The sequence below is a fragment of the Phycisphaerae bacterium genome, assembly GCA_041652575.1.
Classification (GTDB): Bacteria; Planctomycetota; Phycisphaerae; order Sedimentisphaerales; family UBA12454; genus UBA12454.
In genome coordinates this window covers 141692-163151 of the sequence record JBAZHC010000007.1, presented here as the reverse complement: position 1 = coordinate 163151, position 21460 = coordinate 141692, and the positions used below count along the sequence as shown (strand labels likewise).

The following is a 21460-nucleotide window of genomic DNA, read 5'->3' as shown; positions in this document are numbered from 1 at the left end:
GAGCCTCCATTGCAAAAAGGTTATTGCGAGCCGCAACAAGCGGGAACGCGTTAAATTTTTGGGACGTTGAATAACGATCCCGTATTATAACCGAGCTTGGAGGCTCCGGTTTCATAGCTTATCTGTGATTAATAGTTTTGTATCTTAGCCTGCCTCGCCATAATCCCTTAGCGGCCCGCAGCCATTTTACGATTTTCTCATCGCGCATAAATCGCTGTTCAGCAAAAAAGATGGAAAATTAACCGCTGATTTCACGGATTTTCGCAGATTTTTTCCCCTAAACCTTATACCCTACACCCTAATTCCTCTTGACAATCACGATAAATCAGGTATCATGTTTATTAGAGAAAAGGAGATTTTTTAGGAGGAAAATAAGATAAAGAGGTTACTGATTTTGATATGCCTGTTAGCTTTATCATCCGCAGCAAACGCTACTCTATCGCTGGTAGTCGATGGTCAGGAGGTCGGCTCAGAAATAACTTTAACACCGGGCGAAACTGTCTGGATTGGTACATACGCAGATATTCCGCCTAATTATGTTCATTATGCAGCTTTTGCCGCTTATGTTATTATGGACACCACACCATTAGGCAGTTGGACGGGGGCCTCTAAGGTTTACGTTCCTCCTGCCGCACCGGGTGTTGCAGGCTGGACTTACTATGGCACCACTGTTGACCCTGCTATGGACGCATGGTTTGAGGATTACACACTGCCAGGTTTTTATGATCTAGGCGGCCCAGGCCTTTATGGTGAAGTAGAATTTCGCTGTGATGCCCCCGGCGATGTCTTTATCAATCTCTACGACGATGCTTTTGATATGGTTGATACGCTCACCATCCACCAAATACCCGAACCGGCAACTTTAATTTTACTTTCTCTCGGCGGTTTGGTATTGAGACGAAAACATTAAAAAACAATCAATTTAACTAAAGGCCGGTTGTAATTCCGGCCTTTTTTGTTTCTTCGCCACGAAGATTTGAAGAACCACGAAGAAAAATTTATATGATAAAAAAGTATTATAACACTTCGTGTCCTTCGTGGTGAAGGTTTCATCTCGAGCTTAATATCATAAAAACGCCGGCCAAAACCCCGCTTAAGGCGAATGCTTTGTAGCCGGGCCGAAGATCTTTAAACAGCAGCACACCGCCCAAAAATGAAACCACTATACAACTGCATCTAAGTGTAGATAGTATCGCAACTAATGAGCCTTGATAGGTCAGTGCCTTAAAATATACGAAGTCGGCTCCTATAAGGAAAAAACCGATTAGCGGAACACTCCATCGCCAGACAAACGGGGCATAATTTTTTCCCTGTCGAAGTTTTGATATGAATACTGCCGGCGCCAGCAGCACGACCAGATATATAAAGAACCATGCCTGTACCAGCAAAGGCGAAAAGCCGCGAGTTTGAATTAAGTATTTATCGTAGAGTGCGCTGCAGGTTCCAATTAAAGTCGCCAAGACAATGAACCAGACCCATTTATCTCTCGAAAACCGGATGCCTTCTTTACTGCCTATTACGGAAAACAGATAATACGAAGCGAGCATTGTCCCCAGCCCTATAAACTGCATCATGGTGGGATGTTCGTGGAATATGAGCATCGCGCCGAGCAGTGTCCATAAAGGTCCTGAAGTGCCTATCGGCGTGGCAATCGATATCGGAAGATGTTTTAACGCCGAAAAACTAAACATCCAGGCACTAAAGGCAATCGCGGATTTGATAAAAAGATACAAATGGTCTTTCAGCGATGCCGATGGAATATACAAACCTATCCGTGTCATATATTCAGGCGATAGTCTGGACAGGACAATCGCCAGCACGGTTAGCCCCGTCGCGCAAATCGAAGAATAAAACAGAACCGGCAGAACGGCGTTTTTTTGAAGCGAATGTTTTTTGCTTATGTCGTACAGCCCGAGAAACAAGGCTGAGAAAACACCAAGATATAGCCACATATATTTTTATCGATTCCGAAAAACCAAATGCATTTTTATGATAACTGTCCGGGTAAATACTAAAACCTTATATTATATAGTACGAAGACGAGATAATCAAGAAGCAATTTGTGAAGTAATGAATCTTTTATGTCTTTAATGTTGCAGGGTATTTGCAAGAAATGGCTGATTTAGTGCAAATAAGGATAAATATATGTAGTTTATCTATATTGTCTATTTATAATAATTTTAAAAAAAATATTTTTTTTAGTTTCTTAATTGCAATTTCTGACGGCATGCTTATACTTGCCTATTCGTTTTTGAAGAAAGTGTTGCAGGGAATCCCTTTGCATTTTTTGCTAAGGGATGTTAGATACAATCGTTTCAGCACTGATAACAGTGTTAATGTGCAGTTGAGAAAAACAGCGGAATGGTTTTTTATCTGTTTCGGCTGGAAATTGTTTCGGCTGAAAACGTATAAACAAGGTTTCGTTGAGTTTGCTGGTGTGTAGCATCCGCTGCTGTAGCTCAGTCGGTAGAGCGCGTCCTTGGTAAGGACGAGGTCACGGGTTCAAATCCCATCAGCAGCTGATTTGAAAACAGGGCTTGTATCGGCAGGCTTAGTTGTTAAAAGCCGATGAAGGCTTAAAATATAAAACGATAAGAGTATTTTTCAACTATTATAAAGACTTAAAGACAAGTTGGAGGTTAGTACAATATGGCTAAGGCAGTATTTGAAAGGAAAAAACCGCACGTTAACGTTGGAACAATCGGACACGTTGACCATGGTAAGACTACTCTTACCGCTGCGATGACAAAAGTTATGGAGCTCAAGGGCTTGAGCAAATTCAAATCTTATGACGACATTGCCAAGGCGTCAGAGTCTCAGGGCAGACGTGACCCGACAAAGATTCTTACTATCTCCACTGCTCACGTTGAGTATGAGACGGAAAATCGTCATTATGCTCACGTTGACTGTCCCGGACACGCTGACTATGTAAAGAACATGATTACCGGTGCCGCTCAGATGGACGGTGCCATCCTTGTTGTAAGTGCTTATGACGGCCCAATGCCTCAGACTCGCGAGCACATCCTGCTCGCTCGTCAGGTAAACGTGCCTAAAGTCGTCGTCTTCCTTAATAAGGTTGACCTTGTTGATGACCCGGAACTTCTCGAACTCGTCGAAATGGAAGTCAGAGACTTGCTCAACAAATATGAGTTCCCGGGCGATGAAACACCGATTATCAGAGGCTCTGCCAATGTCGCTATGAATGCTACAAAGATTGATGACCCTGCCTGTGCACCGATTGTTGCACTGCTCAAGGCGATGGACGAATACATTCCAATTCCGGTACGTGAAGTTGACAAGCCTTTCCTTATGCCCATTGAAGATGTGTTCAGTATTAAGGGTCGTGGTACAGTAGGTACCGGCCGTATCGAACGCGGAATCGTAAAGGTTGGCGAAGAAATCGCCATCATCGGTTTGAATAAGGAAACACGAAAGACTGTCGTTACTGGCGTTGAGATGTTTAACAAGACACTTGACCAGGGACAGGCCGGCGATAACGTTGGTTTGCTTATGAGAGGTGTTGAGAAGAATGAGCTTGAACGCGGCCAGGTTGTTGCAGCTCCGGGTTCGATTACTCCTCACACTCATTTTGATGCGGAAGTGTACGTTTTGACTAAAGAGGAAGGCGGACGTCATTCACCTTTCTTCCCGGGATACAAGCCCCAGTTCTATTTTAGAACCACTGATGTTACCGGCAGCGTCAAAGCGATTAAGAGCCGTGAAGGCAAACCTGCTGAGATGTGTATGCCCGGCGACAACATTGCGATGGAAGTTGAGATTATTTCTCCTATCGCTATGGAAGACGGACTCAGGTTTGCTATCCGTGAAGGCGGCAGAACTGTTGGTGCTGGCGTTGTTATTAAGGTTATTAAGTAACTATTTTGAAATAAAATGGCAGTTCCGACACATCGGAACTGCCGTTTAATAAATGTTTAGACAGGGCAAAAATGGCCAAAGCGAAAAAAAGAGAAGATGTCTGGCTTGAGTGTAAAGAGTGCGGAAGCAGGAATTACCGTACTCAAATTAATGTTGCGCAGGGAACTCCGAAGCTTGAATTGAAGAAATTCTGCAAGAACGAGCGGAAGCGGACGGTTCACAAGTTAAGACGTAAATAGCCGCTGTCTAATTTGTAGTGAAGCGACGAGAGACGCTTGGGAAATATATAATAGGCCAGTAGCTCAATTGGCAGAGCGTCGGTCTCCAAAACCGAAGGTTGGGGGTTCGATTCCTCCCTGGCCTGCTTTCTTAAAGCCGGCGGGGCTGAGGAAAGATAATTAAGATATGGCGGGGAAATAACGAGACTGGAAAGTTGAAGAATACGATAAACGATAGCGGATTTATCTGTTTAAAATTTGAGGGTTTTGATGCTGATAGAAAAATATAAATGGGGTCAGGGCAAAGATACCCGACTCTACAGTGCGGTGGCAGTAGCGGTTTTGGCGGCTATCGGATGCTGGAGACTTTATGATAAACTTCAGGCATCACTGGATGCGACCCAGACAATGGGAGTGTGGATAAGCGCTACAGTACCACTGGGAGTTTTTGCAATAACCGCAGCGTTTCTTTACTGGCTGGTGAACCGGCCGGCAGTTGCGGACTTTTTGATAGCATCCGAAGGCGAACTCAAAAAGGTAAGCTTTAGCTCAAAACGTGAAATTACAGTGTCGACATTCGTAGTAATTGTCGTTGTGGTAATAATGACAGTAATGCTCGGTTTGGCAGATTTCTGTTTTGATTTGTTTTTCACGAACGTTATAGGGATTTAGAATCTTTTTACCCCTAAGGGGGAGGACGCCGATTTATCGGGGTTCGGGATAAGTGATATTTTATGCGATGGTATGTATTAAGAGTAGCCTCCAACAGGGAGGAGCAGGTTAAAGATACGCTTGTGCGTAAGGTTACGCTGGAAGGCCTTGAAAGCGTTATCGGCAGAGTCGTTGTGCCTGTCGAACAGGTCAAGCGTATTCGCAGCGGAAAACAAAAAGTACATAAGCGTAAACTCTATCCCGGTTATGTCTTTATGGAGATTGAGCCCGGAGAAGACGGCAAGATAAGCGAAAAAGCCTGGTTCCTGATAAAAGAGACGGTCGGGGTAGGCGATTTTGTCGGCACCGAAGGTTTGCCTGTTCCGATGAGCGATATGGATGTCGCCAAAATATTGAGCGAAGTTGAAAAAGTCGGCGAACAGTCTACAGCGAATATCAAAGTTGATTTTGTTAAGGGCGATGTCGTTAAAATACGCGAAGGAGCATTCGAAAATTTCGAAGGCGCCGTCGATTCAATCGATTCCGAACGTGGGGTCGTGAGAGTAATAGTTACGATATTCGGCAGAAGCACACCGCTGGATATAGAATATTGGCAAATAGAAAAGGTATAAGATGGCAAAACAAATAACAGGCAAGATAAAATTACAAGCGTCCGGCGGCAAGGCAACACCAGCACCGCCAATAGGACCCGCTCTGGGCCAGCATGGCGTTAACATCGGTCAGTTTGTTCAGCAGTTCAATGAAAGAACAAAAGACCTTGACGGCCTGACGGTTCCAGTGGAAATAACAGTTTATGCCGACAGGACATTCGAATTCATCGTGAAAAGCCCACCTGCGGCAGTACTGCTTAAGCAGGAAGCCCAGGTAGCCAAGGGAAGCGGCACGCCGAACAAGGAAAAAATTGGCAAGGTGACCAAAGAACAGGTTAAAAAAATCGCCGAAAGAAAAATGAAGGATCTTAACGCCTTTGATGTAGACCGTGCATGCAAAATTATCGAAGGCACGGCAAGAAGCATGGGCATTGAGATAGAGAAATAAAAAGAAAACCGCTCATTTACATTCGCGGCTCTGTTGAGTTGCGGATAATTAGGGCGAATTTTAAATTTCGTAAAGCTTACCACGGCTGACAGTGGGAGCGAAAGGTTTTAAAACTTTTTTTCGCGGAGAATAAAAAATGAAAATAAGAAGAAGTAAACGGTACAAAGCGGCGGCAAAGGATTTGCCCCAAACACCGCTCAGTCTGGCCGAGGCGATTAAGAAGGTTAAATCCTTTAATCCGACCAAGTTCGACCAGAGCATCGAATGTGTAGTGCATCTGGGAGTAGACTCCAAACAGGCAGACCAGCTTATTCGCGGGGCTATTTCGCTTCCTCACGGTATTGGAAAGAGCAAGAAGGTAGTAGCGTTCTGCGAAGACTCCGATATCGAAGCAGTCAAACAAGCCGGTGCCATCGAAGCAGGCTGCGATGAACTTATCAAGAAGATTACCGGCGGGTGGATGGATTTCGATGTGGCAATAGCTTCGCCCAAGGTAATGGGCAAAGCCGGCAAGCTCGGCAAAGTGCTGGGCCCACAGGGTAAAATGCCTTCTCCCAAGAATGGTACGGTTACGCTGGATGTTGTTACGGCCGTGAAGGAATTCGTGGCCGGTAAAACAGAATTCAAGAACGATACCGGCGGCAACGTTCATACAGTTGTCGGCAGACACAGTTTTGATGATGGAAAACTGGTTGATAATATTCGTGCATTTATGGAAGTAATGAAAAAGCTGAAACCTTCATCGGCCAAAGGGACTTATATCAAGAAGATATCCATTTGTGCGACGATGAGTCCCGGCGTAATGGTAGATATTTCCGAATTTTAATCTAACCCGTCTTAGACGGGCGAGTTTTTTACAGGTGCAAATATGGGTAAAAGCGTAAAACAACTTCTAACGGACGAGCTTCAGGGTAAATTTACAGGCGTAAATGAATTTCTGGTTCTCGATATTACCGGCGTTGACGGGATTACCAATAATGAATTACGAGGTAAGCTCCGCGACAAGGGTATAAAACTTACAATGGTCAGAAACGCGGTAATGCGTCAGGCTATGAAAATGCTCGAGCAAACCGCGGCGATGGACCTGTTTACAACGGGTTCATGTACAGTCGCTTACGGCGGGGACAGCATAGTAGATTTGGCAAAGGAAATCGAGTCGATTTCCAAGAAGGTCTCGATACAGTTCAAGAGTGCATATGTTGAAGGCACAGCTTTAAATGCCGACGGCGCAAAGGGTCTTGCGAAGATGAAAAACAGGGTCGAGCTTCAGGGAGAGATTATTATGCTTGCCAACTCTCCCGGCAGGAGACTTGCGTCAGCGATTGGTTCACCTGCGGGAATTATCGCGGGCTGCATAAAGACTATTGCCGAAAAGGAAGAGAAACAAGCGGCATAATTTATAATTGAAATGAAACCAGCTTTTACGGTTGCCTCGAAAGGGTTAAACGGGACAGCGTAGTTCCGGCTACCGGAAAGCGAAAAAATTTACTGGAGTAATTAAAATGGCAGATGAAACAACAAAAGAGTTTAGTCCTGAAATCAAACAGCTCGGTGACGCGATTGTCAAGTTGACACTGATGCAGGCAAAAGAACTGGGCGATTACCTGAAAGAAGTTTACGGGATAGAGCCGGCAGCAGGCGGCGCGGTTATGATGGCAGGTCCGGCAGGCGGCGGCGAGGCAGCAGCGGTAGAAGAAAAAACAGCCTTCGACGTTATCCTCAAAGCGGCAGGCGACAAGAAAATCCAGGTTATCAAGGAAGTACGCGCACTTACAGGACTTGGCCTTAAAGAGGCAAAGGACCTTGTCGAGGGTGCCCCGAAGCCGGTTAAAGAAGGTCTCAGCAAGGACGAAGCAGAGGCTGCAAGAAAGCAGCTCGAATCAGCCGGTGCTGTTGTCGAAATTAAATAAATTGAAAATTTAAGAATGAAGAATGAAGATTTACGGATACGTCTCGGACGGGACCTGTTAAATCTTCAAACTTCAATATTCAATCTTAAATTACTTTACGGGAGTCTGTAATGGGCAAGACAATTCGCAATTTCGGTATGAGTTCGGATGCGATGGATATTCCGAATCTTATCGAGGTTCAGCGATCGAGTTATGAAAGATTTCTTCAGGCAGATACTGCACTTTCCAAAAGGAAGCGTAACGGCCTGGAAGCTCTTTTTCAGGAAATTTTTCCGATAGAGAGCTATGACAAGACGATGAGCCTGGAGTTTTTGGGTTATGAGATGGATAAGCCACGCTATACGCCCAACGAGTGCAGGGAATTGCGGCTTACTTATGGTTATCCGCTGAAGATACGCTGCCGGATGAAGCGCAAAGATGCCAATGATATTCCCGAGCAGGTTGTTTACCTGGCGGAAATACCTGTAATGATTGGCGGCGGCGAGTTTATCATCAATGGTGCCGAAAGAGTCATTGTAAATCAGCTCCACCGTTCTCCGGGCGTCGATTTTCTTATCGAAAGCAAAGAGGGCGACAGAGTTCTGCACGGCGGCAGGATTATACCTGAGCGCGGAAGCTGGATAGAAATTTCCGTTACACGAAAAGACGTATTGATTGTCCGGATAGACCAGTCGAGCAAGATTCCGGCGACGCTGTTTCTGCGTGCAATGAGCGAGCAGTATGGCACGATTGAGTCCATTATACGCCTGTTCCATGAGACAAAGATGGTTTCCGTGGACAAACTCGACCCGCTGATGTGGTCGGTAGGGCCTGTAGTAGATACCGAGTCCGGCGAAATTATCGTCGAAGCGGGCACACAGATTGGCGACAGAATAGGACAAATCGAGAGAAGCTCGATAAAGAAACTGGAAGTAATAGCCAAGTTGGCCGACCCGTTGGTACTGAATACACTGGCGGAAGATGACTGCGAAAGTCACGATGAGGCGCTGCTGAAGCTTTATTCGAGACTGCGTCCGGGAAATCCGCCGAATGTAGAAAAAGCGAAAACGCTGTTTAACGAAAAATTCTACGACTGCGACCGTTATCGGCTCGGCAGAGTAGGCAGATTCAGACTTAACCGCAAGTTCAACCAGAATGTCGACGAAAACGAAATGACGCTTCGGCCTGAAGATTTTATCAATACGATGCGTTATATTTTCGGCCTTCGGAACAGTCTTGGTGTTATCGATGATATCGACCATCTTGGCAACAGAAGGCTTCGGACGATAGACGAGCTTGCAGCGGATGAAATACGCAAAGGTCTTTTGAAACTTCGCAGAACAGTACAAGAGCGAATGAGTATGAAAGACCCGAACACGATAGAACGGATTGCCGACCTTGTTAACTCCAAGAGTGTTTCGAGCAGTATCGAATACTTTTTCGGCAGGGGCGAATTGAGCCAGGTCGTCGACCAGACAAATTCTCTAAGTCAGCTTACGCACGAACGAAGACTGTCGGCATTGGGCCCGGGCGGCCTTAACCGCAAACGCGCCGGTTTCGAAGTTCGTGACGTTCATATAAGCCATTACGGCAGAATATGTCCGATTGAAACGCCGGAAGGCACAAACATCGGATTGATTGCGTCACTGGCGATTTTCTCGAAGATTGACGAATACGGATTTCTTTTGACGCCGTATCGAAAAGCGGAAAAAGGGAAACTTACCGGCGAAGTCGTTTATCTCAGGGCCGATGAGGAAATGGAAGTAACCTTTGCTCCGCCGGGCGCGGTGCAGAAGGGCGCTGACAAACTGAATGAAGGAGTTGTGCTTGCAAGGCGAAAAGGCGAGCTTTCACAGGTTGACAGCAAAGAAGTTGATTATGTCGATATATCCAGCAAGCAGATCGTCGGAGTATCTGCCGCATTGATACCGTTCCTCGAACATGACGACGCCAACAGAGCATTGATGGGCTCGAACATGATGCGTCAGGCCGTTCCGCTGTTAAAGACGGAGCCGCCTCTGGTTATGACAGGTATGGAAGAGCACGTTGCGCAGAATTCGAGCATGGTAGTGCGGTCTCGCAGCGCCGGGGCTGTAACTGCTGTTGACGCGAAAAAGGTAGTTATTAACGATACGGATATTTATGAGCTTGAGAAATTTGTCGGGCTTAACGAAAGAACGTGTCTTAACCAGGTTCCGATAGTTTCTCTGGGCCAGAAGGTCAAGAAAAACGAAATAATCGCAGACGGCGGCGGAACCGGACAAGGCATGCTGGCACTGGGCAAGAATGTGCTTGCGGCATTTATGACGTTCGACGGATTCAACTTCGAGGATGCGATTTTAATAAGCGAAAAACTCGTAAAGGAAGACGTATTTACGAGCATACATATTGACGAATTCAGTGTTGAAGTTCGCGAAACGAAACTCGGACGTGAGGAATTTACCCGTGATATACCCAACGTCGGCGAAAAAGCACTGAGAAATCTCGATGAAAGCGGCATAGTACGCGAAGGTACACGTGTCGATGCGGGCGATATTCTCGTAGGCAAGGTTTCGCCAAAGAGCAAAACAGAACTGACGCCGGAAGAAAAGCTGCTTCATGCTATTTTCGGCAGGGCAGGCGAAGACGTTAAAAACGATTCGCTTGAAATTCCGAGCGGATATAACGGCATTGTTATCAAGACAAGCCGCTTTACCCGCAAGGGCGCCGGCAGTGAAGACCTGAAAAAGCTACATAAGCAGAAAATGAAGGAATACGATGTAGAAATGAAACATCGTCAGAGTACGGTTTTTAAGCAGATGATTGCTGAGATTACCGCCAAAGTTGACGAAGTTAATATGGTTGACCCGACGACACGGCAAAAAGTCGGTGCAAGCGAAGATATGGAAGTTATTAACGAGCAGATTCAGAATTTTGATATTTCATGGGTCAAGCCCGCCAGCATTCGGCCGCAGGTTCAGCCGTTCATCGATAAATATATGCCGAAGATTGCCGAACTTGCCGATGACGCAAAAGCGAAACTTGAACGGATGAAGCACGGCGATGAATTGCCGAGCGGTGTGCTTGAGATGGTGAAGATTTATGTCGCTACCAAGAGAACGCTGAGCATCGGCGATAAAATGGCCGGCAGACACGGAAACAAGGGCGTTATCGCAAGGATTATGCCTGAGGAAGATATGCCTTTCCTTGAAGACGGCACTCCTATCGATATATGTCTTAATCCGCTTGGTGTGCCGAGCAGAATGAACGTCGGCCAGATTCTTGAAACGCATTTGGGCTGGACGGCAAAAGTACTGGGCTTCGATGGGGTAACACCAGTTTTTTCAGGTGCCGGCGAAGAAGAAATCAGAACACTTTTGGCTGAGTCCAATGAACATGTGCTTAAACGAGGCAAGGACCTGAAGGAAAGTAAGAAAGCACCGCCTGCCGATGAAATTTTCGCTCAGATAGGCGATGATATGAAAGTCAGACTTTACGATGGCAGAACAGGCGAGCCTTTCGAGCAGACGGTAACGGTCGGATATATATATATGATGAAACTTCATCATCTTGTTGATGATAAGATTCACGCACGTTCGACAGGTCCGTACAGTTTAATTACGCAGCAGCCGCTTGGTGGCAAAGCCAGAACCGGCGGCCAGAGATTCGGCGAAATGGAAGTCTGGGCTCTTGAGGCTTATGGCGCAGCTTATACGCTGCAGGAACTGCTTACGGTCAAGAGCGACGATATCGAAGGCAGAACGAAAATTTATGAATCTATGGTCAAAGGTAAAAATACGCTCGAGGCCGGCACTCCTATATCATTCGATGTGCTGTGCAGTGAAATTCGCGGCCTTGGCTTGAACATTCAGCTTGAAAAGAAACAAGTAGGCACAAAACGCCTTTAAAAATCAGGAGTAAGCTTAAATGGCTGAAAGTATTTATGACAAAATAAACGATTATGGTTCGGTAAGAATAAGTCTTGCCAGTCCCAATGATATCCGGAGCTGGTCGTTTGGCGAAGTTCGCAAACCGGAGACTATCAATTATCGAACTTATCGGCCGGAAAAGGACGGACTTTTCTGCGAGAGAATTTTTGGCCCGGAACGGGACTGGGAATGCTCATGCGGAAAGTACAAAGGCACAAAGTTCAAAGGCATTATCTGTGACCGATGCGGCGTGAAAGTGACGCACAGCAGGGTTCGCCGAAAACGTATGGGACATATCAATCTCGCTGCGCCTGTAGTGCATATATGGTTCTTCAAAGCGATGCCGTCAAGACTCGGTTCGCTTCTGGCGATGAAGACGGTTGACCTTGAGAAGGTTGTATATTTCCAGGACTATCTGGTTACTGACCCGGGGCAAAGCCCGCTGAAGTTCAGGCAGCTTCTGAACGAAGAAGAATATCGTGAAGCCCTGGCCAAGTACGGCAATTCCTTCAAGGCGACAATGGGTGCAGAAGCCGTAAGAGAGCTTTTGGTAAATCTGAATCTTGAGCAGTTGGGCGGTGACCTCAAAGCCGGTATGAGCAAGACCAACAGCAAACAGAAAATAAAGGACCTCACGAAACGGCTGAAAACAGTAAACGCCGTCAAGGGCAGTCCGAACAAGCCGGAATGGATGGTGCTGGATGTAGTGCCGGTCATACCGCCTGATTTGCGGCCGCTGGTTATGCTTGAAAGCGGCAACTTCGCGACAAGCGACCTTAACGACCTTTACAGAAGAATTATCAATAGAAATAACAGACTTAAAAAACTGATGGACCTTAACGCTCCTGAAGTTATTATCCGCAACGAAAAAAGAATGCTTCAGCAGGCAGTTGACGCGCTGTTCGATAACGGCAGATGCAGAAGACCAGTACTCGGCAGCAACAACAGACCGCTGAAGAGTCTGACGGATATGATAAAAGGCAAGCAGGGCAGGTTCCGTGAAAATCTGCTCGGCAAAAGAGTCGATTACTCGGCACGTTCAGTTATCGTCGTCGGGCCTCATCTTAAACTGCATCAGTGCGGTCTGCCGAAGAAAATCGCCCTTGAACTTTTTCAACCGTTTATTATTCGCGAGCTGAAAGACAGGGGTTTCGCCGATACTATAAAAAGCGCAAAACGAATGCTCGAAAGACGTGACGAGCAGGTATGGGATATTCTCGAAAAGGTTATTCATCAGCATCCTGTTATGCTCAACCGTGCACCTACACTGCATAGAATGGGCATCCAGGCTTTCGAACCGGTACTGGTCGAAGGCAACGCCATAATGCTTCATCCGCTGGTGTGCAAAGGTTTCAACGCCGACTTCGACGGCGACCAGATGGCAGTACATCTGCCGTTAAGTATAGAAGCGCAGGTTGAGACGCATACGCTGATAATGGCAACCAATAACGTTTTCTCACCGGCAAACGGCGCGCCAATGGTCGGACCTTCACAGGATATCGTGCTTGGTAATTATTATATCACCGCTGAAAAAAGTGACGAAAAAGGCGAAGGCATGCTTTTCGGTTCTCCGTTCGAAGCGATAACGGCATACGAACTTGGCAAGGCGAGCATTCACGCAAGAGTTAAAGTAAGGATTGCAAAAGGCAGAAGGGTTGTTGCAGATACCGGTACCAGTAAAAGTACAGGAGTAATTACGACCACGCCGGGCAGATGCATTTTCAATGAAGTACTGCCGAAGGAACTGCCGTTCTATAATATTCTGATGACGCAGAAAACACTCAAACTTGTAATTCATGATTGCTTCGCGATGGCTGACGGCAGGAAGAGCCTCGACCTTCTGGATGATTTGAAGGAACTCGGCTTTAAGTATTCGACGCTGGCGGGATTGAGCTTCGGTGTTATGGATTTGAGAGTACCGCCTGAGAAGCAGGATATTATCGACCGTACACAGAAGATAATTGACCGAATTCATAAAAACTACAATGAAGGCGTTCTTACCGAAGGTGAAAGATACAACCAGGTAATCGATGCCTGGACACATGCCCGTGTAGCCGTAACCGGCGCGATGATGCAGGGTTTGAAAAACGACGTTCGCAAAGGCAAACCGTATTTGAACCCGATATTCCTGATGAGCGATTCCGGTGCAAGAGGCAGCGTCGACCAAATACAGCAGCTTGCAGGTATGCGAGCCCTTATGGCAAAGCCGAGCGGCGAAATTATCGAAACACCAATTAAGTCCAACTTCCGTGAAGGTCTTAACGTTCTCGAATATTTCAGTTCAACACACGGAGCAAGAAAAGGTCTTGCAGATACGGCATTAAAGACGGCAGATTCAGGTTACCTGACAAGGAAACTTGCCGATGTCGCGCAGAACGTAATTGTAAATGAAATCGATTGCGGCACACTCCAGGGCATAACAAAGACCACGCTGTATAAAGGCGAGCAGGTTGAAGTGCCATTGAGAGAGCTGATTATCGGCAGAACCGCACGCGATAATATACGTAACCCGATAACGGATGAAATGATTGTCCGTGAAAATGAAGTTATAACACATCAGGCGGCTGAAAAAATCGAATCGCTCGGTCTTGAGTCGATTCGTATAAGAAGCTCACTGACGTGCGACAGCGCTCTGGGCGTTTGTGCAAAGTGCTACGGCTGGGATTTGGGAACTTCCAGACTTGTCGAAGAAGGTATGGCTGTCGGTATAATCGCGGCCCAGTCAATCGGCGAGCCCGGCACACAGCTTACAATGCGTACGTTCCATACCGGCGGTATCGCATCTCGTGCGATTCTCGAAAGCGACCAGAAGTCGCCGAGAGACGGCGTTATCCAGTATCGCGACCTTAACGTCGTTCCTATAAAGATGGAAGACGGCACAGAACAATTGATAGCTCTTAAACGAAACGGCGAAATGGCGCTGGTCGATGAAAAGGGCAGAGAATACGATAAATTCAAAGTGCCTTATGGCGCTACAATTAACGTAAAAGACGGCGAACAGGTCAAGGCCAGAGCGAAATTGTTCGGCTGGGACCCGCACAGAGTTCCTATTCTCGCTGAAATCGGCGGCATAATTCGTTTTGTCGATGTTGTCGAAGGCGAAACAATGCAGGTCGAAGAAGAGCGCAAGGGCCAAAAAGGCAAACCTGTAGTTATAGAGCATAAAGGCGATAAGCATCCGCAGGTTATTATAGAAGACGAAAGCGGCAAGATACTCGACGTTCATTATCTGCCCGCAAAGGCAAGAATTGAAGTTCTCGAAGGCCAGAAGGTTCAGGCCGGTCAGCTTCTCGCCCGACAGCCCCGCGGCCAGGCAGGTACGCAGGATATTACCGGCGGTCTGCCGCGTGTAACTGAAATTTTCGAGGCACGCAAACCGAAAGAACCGGCAGCAATGGCGGAAATCAGCGGCCGTGTAGAGCTTAAGAGCGATAAACGCCGCGGCAAAATGACCATTATTATCCGCAGCGAAAAGATGGAAAAGGAACATCATGTTCCTCGTGACAGACATTTGAATGTTCATACCGGCGATATTGTAGAGGCCGGCGATCCGCTGACAGATGGTCCTCTTGTTCCGCATGATATTCTCAGGATAAAGGGTGAAGAAGCCCTGCAGAAATATCTGCTGGCCGAAGTTCAAAATGTTTATCGTTCACAGAATGTAGGTATCAACGATAAGCATATTGAAGTTATCCTTTCGCATATGCTGCAGAAAGTTGAAATCGAGACAGTCGGCGACAGCAATTTCCTGCCGGGCGATATTGTGCAAAAACACACATTCCGCAAGACTAACGAAGAACTTGCCCAGGGATTGAAGATTGCCGATGCCGGCGAGACAGACCTTGTAGTCGGTCAGGTTTATACCAAGGCTCAAATAGAGCAGGCCAACGAGAAAGTTGAAAAACTCGGCGGATCACCCGCAAAGGGCAAAAAACCGAGACCTGCGACAGCAAAAACGCTTCTTATGGGTATAACGAAGGCTTCTTTGCAGTCTGAAAGCTTTATTTCGGCAGCCAGCTTCCAGGAAACGACCAAAGTCTTGACTGAAGCGGCTCTTGGTGGTAAAGTAGACGAATTGCTCGGTCTGAAGGAAAACGTCATACTGGGACATTTGATACCGGCAGGCACAGCGTTCAGGCCGCACCTTGAAATGAAGGTAAAACACCTTGCCAAGGCTCCGCTGCCAAAAGAACTGGCAGAGCTTAAGGAAACCCACGATGCCGAAGCCCAGGCTGAAGCGGCTGCAAGAGCGGCGTTAGGATTAGAGTAAATTGAAAATTTAATATTGGAATTAACGTTGTAGGTATAGATATCGGTATCGGTAACGTCATGTTTTTGGTTTTGTTGCAGGTGACGTGAACGAAACCGAGACCTATTAACGCGACTTTACCGTTACCTGTACCGAAAACGATATCTTAATTGGAGTAAATAATGCCAACAATAAATCAGTTAGTGAAACAAGGCAGAGGCGGAAAAGGGAAAAAGCGCGTATCTGATATATCCGGATCGCCGCAGAAGCGCGGCGTGTGCCTGATAGTCAGGACGCAAACGCCCAAGAAGCCGAACTCTGCATTGCGTAAAATCGCCCGTGTAAGACTTACCAACGGCAAGGAAGTTACTGCTTATATTCCGGGCATAGACCATAATCTGCAGGAACACAGCACGGTTCTTATCAGAGGCGGCAGGGTCAGGGATTTGCCCGGCGTACGTTATCATATAGTTCGCGGCACACTTGATTCGGCAGGCGTAGCAAACAGAAAACGCAGCCGCAGTAAATATGGAGCAAAGAAAGGTTAATATATGGCAAAAAAGTTTACAGCTTCGGCCAAACAGTTAAAGCCGGACGCGAAATTTAACAGCAAGCTGGCTGCGAAGTTCATCAACTCGATGATGTGGCAGGGCAAAAAAAGCGTTGCTCAGCAGATATTCTACGACGCGATGGAAGCGGTCAGTAAAAAGATAAAAGACGTCAGTCCGCTCGAGATATTCGAAACGGCGATAAATAACGTTAAACCTCATCTTGAAGTTCGTTCAAAACGTGTCGGCGGTGCGAGCTATCAGGTACCTATGCCTGTAAATCCGAAAAGACAGCAGTCGCTTGCTTTTCGCTGGATATTAGCGGCATCTCGCGGCAAAAAAGGAAGAGGCATGAGTGACAAACTTGCTGCAGAACTGTTTGATGCCTATAACAAACAAGGCGGCGCTATGACAACTCGTGAGAATATCCACAAAATGGCAGAGGCCAATAAAGCCTTCGCCCATTTCGCCTGGTAGTAAACATAAAATAATAAATGCCACGGTTGGATTTGAACATTTAACCGTGGCATTTTTACATTCCGTCCCGATGTTCGGGATTAAAATTGTATTTTATAGAAAGAATTAAGATTTATATATGCCAGAGTCACTAAAAAACATTCGTAACATCGGAGTAATGGCGCACATTGACGCCGGCAAAACCACATTTTCCGAACGCGTTCTATTTTATACCGGCAGAACATACAAAATGGGCGAAGTCCACGACGGTACAGCCGTTATGGATTACCTCGAAGAAGAACAGCAGCGCGGCATTACAATTACCAGCGCCGCTACTACCTGTCCCTGGAAGAATTGGGTCTTTAACCTTATAGATACGCCCGGCCACGTGGATTTCACCGCTGAAGTCGAACGTTCACTTCGTGTTCTCGATGGCGCAATTGCCGTCTTCGACGCATCCGAAGGCGTTCAGGCACAGAGCGAAACTGTCTGGCGTCAGGGCCAGAAATATAATCTGCCGACGATTTGTTTTATTAACAAAATGGACAAGCTCGGCGCCGATTTTGAAATGTCCATTACGAGCATAAGAGACAAACTTGCCGCTCATCCGGTCTGCCTTCAGATACCAATCGGGGCCGAATCGATATTCGAGGGTCTTATCGACCTTATTACTATGAAGGCCGTTTACTACAAAGCCGAAAAGCTCGGCGCAAGCTTCGAAGAGCGCACGATACCGGACGATTTAAAAGACAACGCCGAAAAATGGCGTCACGATATGCTCGAACATCTTGCCGAATTCGACGAGCATCTTATGGATAAATACGTTCACAACGAGCATATTGACGAAGAACTGATACATAAAGCGATTAGAAAGGGCACGCTGATAGGAAAGCTTAATCCTGTTTTTTGCGGCTCCGCTCTGAAATATATCGGCGTGCAAAGACTTCTTGACGGTATTGGTAAATATTTTCCTTCGCCTCTCGACAGGCCAGAGATAATCGGACAAAAGCCCGGCGACGCGGAACACAAGATAAAGCTCAAATGCGACCCGCACAAAAGTTTTGTCGCGCTGGCATTTAAAATAATAAACGACAAGCATGGCGACCTTTATTTTCTCAGGATTTATCAGGGCACGCTAAAGAGCGGCACAAGGGTTTTGAATACGAATCGCAACTGCAAGGAAAACATAACCCGGCTTTTCAAGATGCACGCCGGAAGCAGAGAGATTGTGGATTCTGTCAGGGCGGGCGATATCGTGGCCTGTGTCGGACTTAAGGATACTATTACCGGCGATACCGTCTGTGATACGAAGAGCCCTGTAATACTCGAAAGTATTAAATTTCCTGACGCGGTTATAAGTATGTCGATTGAGCCGCAGAGCGGCGGCGACAGGGACAAACTTTCTATCGGGCTTGCCGCGTTGAGAAAGGAAGACCCAACGTTCCAGTGTAAATATGATACTGAAACTGGACAGACAATAATCAGCGGAATGGGCGAACTGCATCTCGAAATTTTGCAGCATCGTCTCACAAGGGATATGAAAATTAATGTTAAGGTCGGAAGACCAAAGGTTGCATACAGAGAGGCGATAACAAAGAAGGTTGAACAGGAAGGTAAATTTGTTCGTCAGACAGGCGGACACGGTCAGTACGGTCATGTGGTTATTACGGCCGAGCCGTTGCTGGACGAGACTGGAAACTATCTAAAACAGGTAGAATTTGTAAACAAAATAATTGGTGGTTCGATTCCGAGAGAATATATACCGGCGGTTGAAAGCGGTGTAAAAGAGGCGTTTACCAGCGGCGAGCTTGCGGGTTATCCTGTTGTTGGAGCAAGAGTTACACTGATAGACGGTTCATTCCATACCGTCGATTCTTCGGAGCTTGCCTTTGAACAGGCCGCGGTTATTGCCGTTCGTGAGGCCTTCAGAAAAGCCGGAAGTATTCTGCTTGAGCCGATTATGAAACTGGAGGTAATAATACCTGATTCCGATTATGGTGCTATACAGGGCAATATTATAAGTAAGCGCGGAATGATAACGGACTCCCGTATGCACGGTAAGATGAGGACGATTGATGCGAAAGTTCCGCTGTCTGAGATGTTTGGTTATTCGAGCGAATTGCGTGGTATGACCAGCGGACGAGGCAGTTTTGTGATGGAGCCGCTGACATACGAAAAAGTTCCTGAACAAATTTCAGAAAAAATATTAACAGGCTATTGACCTTATTAAATATATCTGGTATAAACCTTAATTCCTCAGCCGTAGCGAGCGTCTCGGTTTTATCGGGATGCGTTCCGAGTTGGGCTGATAAACATATCAGAAGTGAAACTACTGTCGATTGAACGGCCCCATAGCGGTTTAGTCGCAAAAGTATCAGACGATATTGTTTATCTCCTTTTGGATAATTATAGCTGAAAAATGCATATTTTTATGAAAAATGCGCATTTTTAGCCCTGAAAATCTGGAATATAGTTGATTTTTTAGTTTTCCAAGAGTATCCTTCTACGTTTTCGCCTCTGGCAGAGCCAGCGGCAATGGGTTTTGTAAATTCCGACGAATCGGAATTTTGCTTTAAGCTTTTCTTTAGAGAGCTGATATGGCAGTTGAAACAGAAAGAATTCGAATAAGAATGGAAGCGTATGACCCGCGGGCACTTGATACCTCCGCTAAAGAAATAGTGGAACAGGCTCGCAGGACGAATGCTCGTGTAAGCGGTCCGATACCGCTTCCGACGCGGATAGAAAGATATACAGTTCTGCGAAGTCCGCACGTAGACAAGAAAAGTCGGGAGCAGTTTGAGATGCGCACACATAAGCGGTTGATAGACATCTACGAAGCCAACGCAAGGACCGTAGAGGCTCTGAATCGTCTTGTTGTGCCGGCCGGTGTGTTTGTAAAGATTAAGGCATAAATAGATAACAGAAAACGTAAAGTGCATAGTGTACTTTACGTTTTTCTTTTTAAGCGACAGCAAAGAGGTCATTTTAAATTATGATGCTTGTTGGAAAAAAAGTTGGAATAACACAGGTTTATAACGAAGCCGGCAAAATGTGGCCTGTGACCGTTATACAGGCAGGACCCTGTACGGTTATGCAGGTAAAGACCGTTGAGACTGACGGCTATAATGCCGTGCAGATGGGTTTCGACGATGTCAAAGCCAGCCGTATAAAAAAACCTGCCGAAGGTCACGCGAAAAAGGCCAATACTGTTTCTAAAAGATTTATCAGAGAGTCAAGACTTGGCCAGACGCCATCTACATACAACGCAGGCGATGTTGTAACAGTTGAGGCGTTTGCGGAAGTGAAATATGTCGATGTTACCGGCACAAGCAAGGGCAAGGGATTCGCAGGCGTTATGAAGCGGCACGGCTTCGGCGGTTTTCCGGCAAGTCACGGCACCGAGCGAAAACATCGTGCTCCCGGTTCTATCGCAGGTCACACAGCCAACAGAGGCTGGGGCGGACATCCGGCAAAAGGCAAACGCATGGGCGGGCATATGGGCGACGTCAGAATAACAAACAAAAATCTCACGCTCGTAAGCGTTGACGCAGAGAAGAATATACTTGTCGTCAAAGGTTCCATACCGGGGCCTTGCGGCGGATACGTAATAGTAAAACAGAGCAAGGGCAAGAAATAGGTATTTTTTTTAAGCTATATATATGATTACAGTCTCTATACATAATAAAAAGGGCCAGGAAATCGAAAGCCTGCAGGTTGATGAGGCGATTCTCGGCGGACGTGTCAGGTACACACTGCTCAAGCAGGCGATTGTAATGTATCACGCCAACAAACGAGTCGGAACCGCAGCGACAAAAAGCAGAGGTATGATCGAAGGCTCAACGAGAAAGATTTACCGCCAAAAAGGCACAGGTAACGCCCGTGCCGGTACTGTAAGAACAGGCGTTCGCAGAGGCGGCGGTGTGATATTCGCCAAGGTTGCCAGAGATTTCGGGAAAGATATGCCGAAGAAACAGAAAAAACTGGCAATGAATTCGGCGATACTTTCCAAACTCCAGGTTGGAAATATAGTTATTATCGACGAATTGAAGTTCGAACAGCCGAAAACAAAGGATTTCGTGAAAATACTGGGGAATCTGAAAATTGACAGAAGCTGCCTTGTGACGATAGGCCAGCCGGATGTGAATATTTATAAGTCGGCAAGAAATCTGCCGGGCATAGCAGTTATAAAAGTGGCGGACCTTAACGCCGGCGATATATGCAACAGACAGAAAATGCTTTTTACGAAAGAAGCATTCCTGGCGTTGATTGATAAAGATAAGCAGAGCAACTAAAGCTTTTAGCGGATAGTAAAATGGATGACCATGAAATAGTAGTGAAGCCGTTAGTAACCGAGCAGAGTACACATTTTGCGAATGTAAAAAATGCGTACGCTTTCGAGGTGAATGTAGGCGCAAACAAGCCACAGATAAAGGCTGCCATCGAACGGCTGTACAGCGTAAAAGTGAAAGATGTTCGCACTGCCAACCGCAAAGGCAAGAAACGCCGTAAAGGCAGATTTATGGGTCAGAAGTCGGACTGGAAAAAAGCGGTTGTCGTGCTGGACGAACAGTATCATATAGATTTGTTCTGATAGGGTCAGGCAGGT

20 protein-coding genes and 2 tRNA genes are annotated in these 21460 nt (G+C 46.5%); 21 read left to right on the top strand and 1 reads right to left on the bottom strand.

The genetic code is table 11. The annotated features are described in order from the left end of the window. Window positions 1-394 precede the first annotated feature (394 nt). On the top strand, window positions 395-910 hold the full coding sequence (locus tag WC496_07180) for a PEP-CTERM sorting domain-containing protein (protein MFA5292801.1): 516 nt from the start codon (window positions 395-397) through the stop codon (window positions 908-910). A 139-nt stretch (window positions 911-1049) separates the two neighbouring features. On the opposite strand, the gene WC496_07175 is transcribed toward WC496_07180, so the two are convergent. After that, window positions 1050-1952, bottom strand: a complete 903-nt coding sequence (locus WC496_07175; GenBank protein ID MFA5292800.1) for an EamA family transporter — start codon at window positions 1950-1952, stop codon at window positions 1050-1052. Between the two features lie 161 nt (window positions 1953-2113). On the opposite strand from WC496_07175, the gene WC496_07170 reads away from it, so the two are divergent. From WC496_07170 to rplW, 20 genes are all read left to right on the top strand, one after another. Next, a complete protein-coding gene (locus WC496_07170; GenBank protein MFA5292799.1) occupies window positions 2114-2443 on the top strand; it encodes a hypothetical protein in 330 nt (109 codons plus the stop codon). Window positions 2444-2448: 5 nt separating this feature from the next. After that, window positions 2449-2521 (top strand) — tRNA-Thr (locus WC496_07165). A 128-nt stretch (window positions 2522-2649) separates the two neighbouring features. After that, the gene (gene tuf, locus WC496_07160) at window positions 2650-3876 is read left to right on the top strand and encodes an elongation factor Tu (protein MFA5292798.1); all 1227 of its coding nucleotides are present in this window, start codon (window positions 2650-2652) and stop codon (window positions 3874-3876) included. Window positions 3877-3947: 71 nt separating this feature from the next. After that, window positions 3948-4115, top strand: coding sequence for a 50S ribosomal protein L33 (gene rpmG, locus WC496_07155; GenBank protein MFA5292797.1), 168 nt, complete (start codon window positions 3948-3950; stop codon window positions 4113-4115). Between the two features lie 52 nt (window positions 4116-4167). Next, a tRNA-Trp gene (locus tag WC496_07150) sits at window positions 4168-4240 on the top strand. 124 nt (window positions 4241-4364) lie between these two features. Further along, entirely contained in the window at window positions 4365-4766 is a 402-nt protein-coding gene (secE, locus tag WC496_07145) for a preprotein translocase subunit SecE (GenBank protein MFA5292796.1), read from the top strand. Window positions 4767-4828: 62 nt separating this feature from the next. Continuing rightward, a complete protein-coding gene (nusG, locus tag WC496_07140; GenBank protein ID MFA5292795.1) occupies window positions 4829-5377 on the top strand; it encodes a transcription termination/antitermination protein NusG in 549 nt (182 codons plus the stop codon). A gap of 1 nt (window position 5378) precedes the next feature. After that, window positions 5379-5804 (top strand): 50S ribosomal protein L11, encoded by a 426-nt coding sequence (gene rplK, locus WC496_07135; GenBank protein MFA5292794.1) that lies wholly within the window; start codon window positions 5379-5381, stop codon window positions 5802-5804. 136 nt (window positions 5805-5940) lie between these two features. Continuing rightward, complete coding sequence (gene rplA / locus WC496_07130; protein MFA5292793.1) at window positions 5941-6630, top strand: 50S ribosomal protein L1; 690 nt, start codon at window positions 5941-5943, stop codon at window positions 6628-6630. Between the two features lie 42 nt (window positions 6631-6672). Beyond that, window positions 6673-7200 (top strand): 50S ribosomal protein L10, encoded by a 528-nt coding sequence (gene rplJ / locus WC496_07125; GenBank protein ID MFA5292792.1) that lies wholly within the window; start codon window positions 6673-6675, stop codon window positions 7198-7200. Window positions 7201-7306: 106 nt separating this feature from the next. Continuing rightward, on the top strand, window positions 7307-7714 hold the full coding sequence (gene rplL, locus WC496_07120; protein MFA5292791.1) for a 50S ribosomal protein L7/L12: 408 nt from the start codon (window positions 7307-7309) through the stop codon (window positions 7712-7714). 110 nt (window positions 7715-7824) lie between these two features. Next, the gene (gene rpoB, locus WC496_07115; GenBank protein ID MFA5292790.1) at window positions 7825-11580 is read left to right on the top strand and encodes a DNA-directed RNA polymerase subunit beta; all 3756 of its coding nucleotides are present in this window, start codon (window positions 7825-7827) and stop codon (window positions 11578-11580) included. A 19-nt stretch (window positions 11581-11599) separates the two neighbouring features. Further along, a complete protein-coding gene (gene rpoC, locus WC496_07110; protein MFA5292789.1) occupies window positions 11600-15871 on the top strand; it encodes a DNA-directed RNA polymerase subunit beta' in 4272 nt (1423 codons plus the stop codon). Between the two features lie 161 nt (window positions 15872-16032). Then, window positions 16033-16398: a 30S ribosomal protein S12 gene (gene rpsL, locus WC496_07105; GenBank protein MFA5292788.1), complete on the top strand. Its 366-nt coding sequence runs from the start codon at window positions 16033-16035 to the stop codon at window positions 16396-16398. A 3-nt stretch (window positions 16399-16401) separates the two neighbouring features. After that, on the top strand, window positions 16402-16875 hold the full coding sequence (gene rpsG / locus WC496_07100; GenBank protein MFA5292787.1) for a 30S ribosomal protein S7: 474 nt from the start codon (window positions 16402-16404) through the stop codon (window positions 16873-16875). 118 nt (window positions 16876-16993) lie between these two features. Further along, on the top strand, window positions 16994-19075 hold the full coding sequence (gene fusA, locus WC496_07095) for an elongation factor G (GenBank protein ID MFA5292786.1): 2082 nt from the start codon (window positions 16994-16996) through the stop codon (window positions 19073-19075). 376 nt (window positions 19076-19451) lie between these two features. Next, on the top strand, window positions 19452-19766 hold the full coding sequence (gene rpsJ / locus WC496_07090) for a 30S ribosomal protein S10 (GenBank protein MFA5292785.1): 315 nt from the start codon (window positions 19452-19454) through the stop codon (window positions 19764-19766). 80 nt (window positions 19767-19846) lie between these two features. Then, window positions 19847-20491, top strand: a complete 645-nt coding sequence (gene rplC, locus WC496_07085; protein ID MFA5292784.1) for a 50S ribosomal protein L3 — start codon at window positions 19847-19849, stop codon at window positions 20489-20491. Between the two features lie 22 nt (window positions 20492-20513). Further along, window positions 20514-21146: a 50S ribosomal protein L4 gene (gene rplD / locus WC496_07080; GenBank protein MFA5292783.1), complete on the top strand. Its 633-nt coding sequence runs from the start codon at window positions 20514-20516 to the stop codon at window positions 21144-21146. A 20-nt stretch (window positions 21147-21166) separates the two neighbouring features. Continuing rightward, on the top strand, window positions 21167-21445 hold the full coding sequence (gene rplW, locus WC496_07075; protein MFA5292782.1) for a 50S ribosomal protein L23: 279 nt from the start codon (window positions 21167-21169) through the stop codon (window positions 21443-21445). The last annotated feature ends 15 nt before the right edge of the window (window positions 21446-21460 follow it).

Excerpts from the sequence above, each read along its gene's own strand:
- WC496_07175 (MFA5292800.1), bottom strand. The coding sequence starts at position 1,952 with ATGTGGCTATATCTTGGTGTTTTCTCAGCCTTGTTTCTCGGGCTGTAC.
- WC496_07170 (MFA5292799.1), top strand. The coding sequence starts at position 2,114 with ATGGCTGATTTAGTGCAAATAAGGATAAATATATGTAGTTTATCTATA.
- tuf (MFA5292798.1), top strand. The coding sequence starts at position 2,650 with ATGGCTAAGGCAGTATTTGAAAGGAAAAAACCGCACGTTAACGTTGGA.
- rpmG (MFA5292797.1), top strand. The coding sequence starts at position 3,948 with ATGGCCAAAGCGAAAAAAAGAGAAGATGTCTGGCTTGAGTGTAAAGAG.
- secE (MFA5292796.1), top strand. The coding sequence starts at position 4,365 with ATGCTGATAGAAAAATATAAATGGGGTCAGGGCAAAGATACCCGACTC.
- nusG (MFA5292795.1), top strand. The coding sequence starts at position 4,829 with ATGCGATGGTATGTATTAAGAGTAGCCTCCAACAGGGAGGAGCAGGTT.
- rplK (MFA5292794.1), top strand. The coding sequence starts at position 5,379 with ATGGCAAAACAAATAACAGGCAAGATAAAATTACAAGCGTCCGGCGGC.
- rplA (MFA5292793.1), top strand. The coding sequence starts at position 5,941 with ATGAAAATAAGAAGAAGTAAACGGTACAAAGCGGCGGCAAAGGATTTG.
- rplJ (MFA5292792.1), top strand. The coding sequence starts at position 6,673 with ATGGGTAAAAGCGTAAAACAACTTCTAACGGACGAGCTTCAGGGTAAA.
- rplL (MFA5292791.1), top strand. The coding sequence starts at position 7,307 with ATGGCAGATGAAACAACAAAAGAGTTTAGTCCTGAAATCAAACAGCTC.
- rpoB (MFA5292790.1), top strand. The coding sequence starts at position 7,825 with ATGGGCAAGACAATTCGCAATTTCGGTATGAGTTCGGATGCGATGGAT.
- rpoC (MFA5292789.1), top strand. The coding sequence starts at position 11,600 with ATGGCTGAAAGTATTTATGACAAAATAAACGATTATGGTTCGGTAAGA.
- rpsL (MFA5292788.1), top strand. The coding sequence starts at position 16,033 with ATGCCAACAATAAATCAGTTAGTGAAACAAGGCAGAGGCGGAAAAGGG.
- rpsG (MFA5292787.1), top strand. The coding sequence starts at position 16,402 with ATGGCAAAAAAGTTTACAGCTTCGGCCAAACAGTTAAAGCCGGACGCG.
- fusA (MFA5292786.1), top strand. The coding sequence starts at position 16,994 with ATGCCAGAGTCACTAAAAAACATTCGTAACATCGGAGTAATGGCGCAC.
- rpsJ (MFA5292785.1), top strand. The coding sequence starts at position 19,452 with ATGGCAGTTGAAACAGAAAGAATTCGAATAAGAATGGAAGCGTATGAC.
- rplC (MFA5292784.1), top strand. The coding sequence starts at position 19,847 with ATGATGCTTGTTGGAAAAAAAGTTGGAATAACACAGGTTTATAACGAA.
- rplD (MFA5292783.1), top strand. The coding sequence starts at position 20,514 with ATGATTACAGTCTCTATACATAATAAAAAGGGCCAGGAAATCGAAAGC.
- rplW (MFA5292782.1), top strand. The coding sequence starts at position 21,167 with ATGGATGACCATGAAATAGTAGTGAAGCCGTTAGTAACCGAGCAGAGT.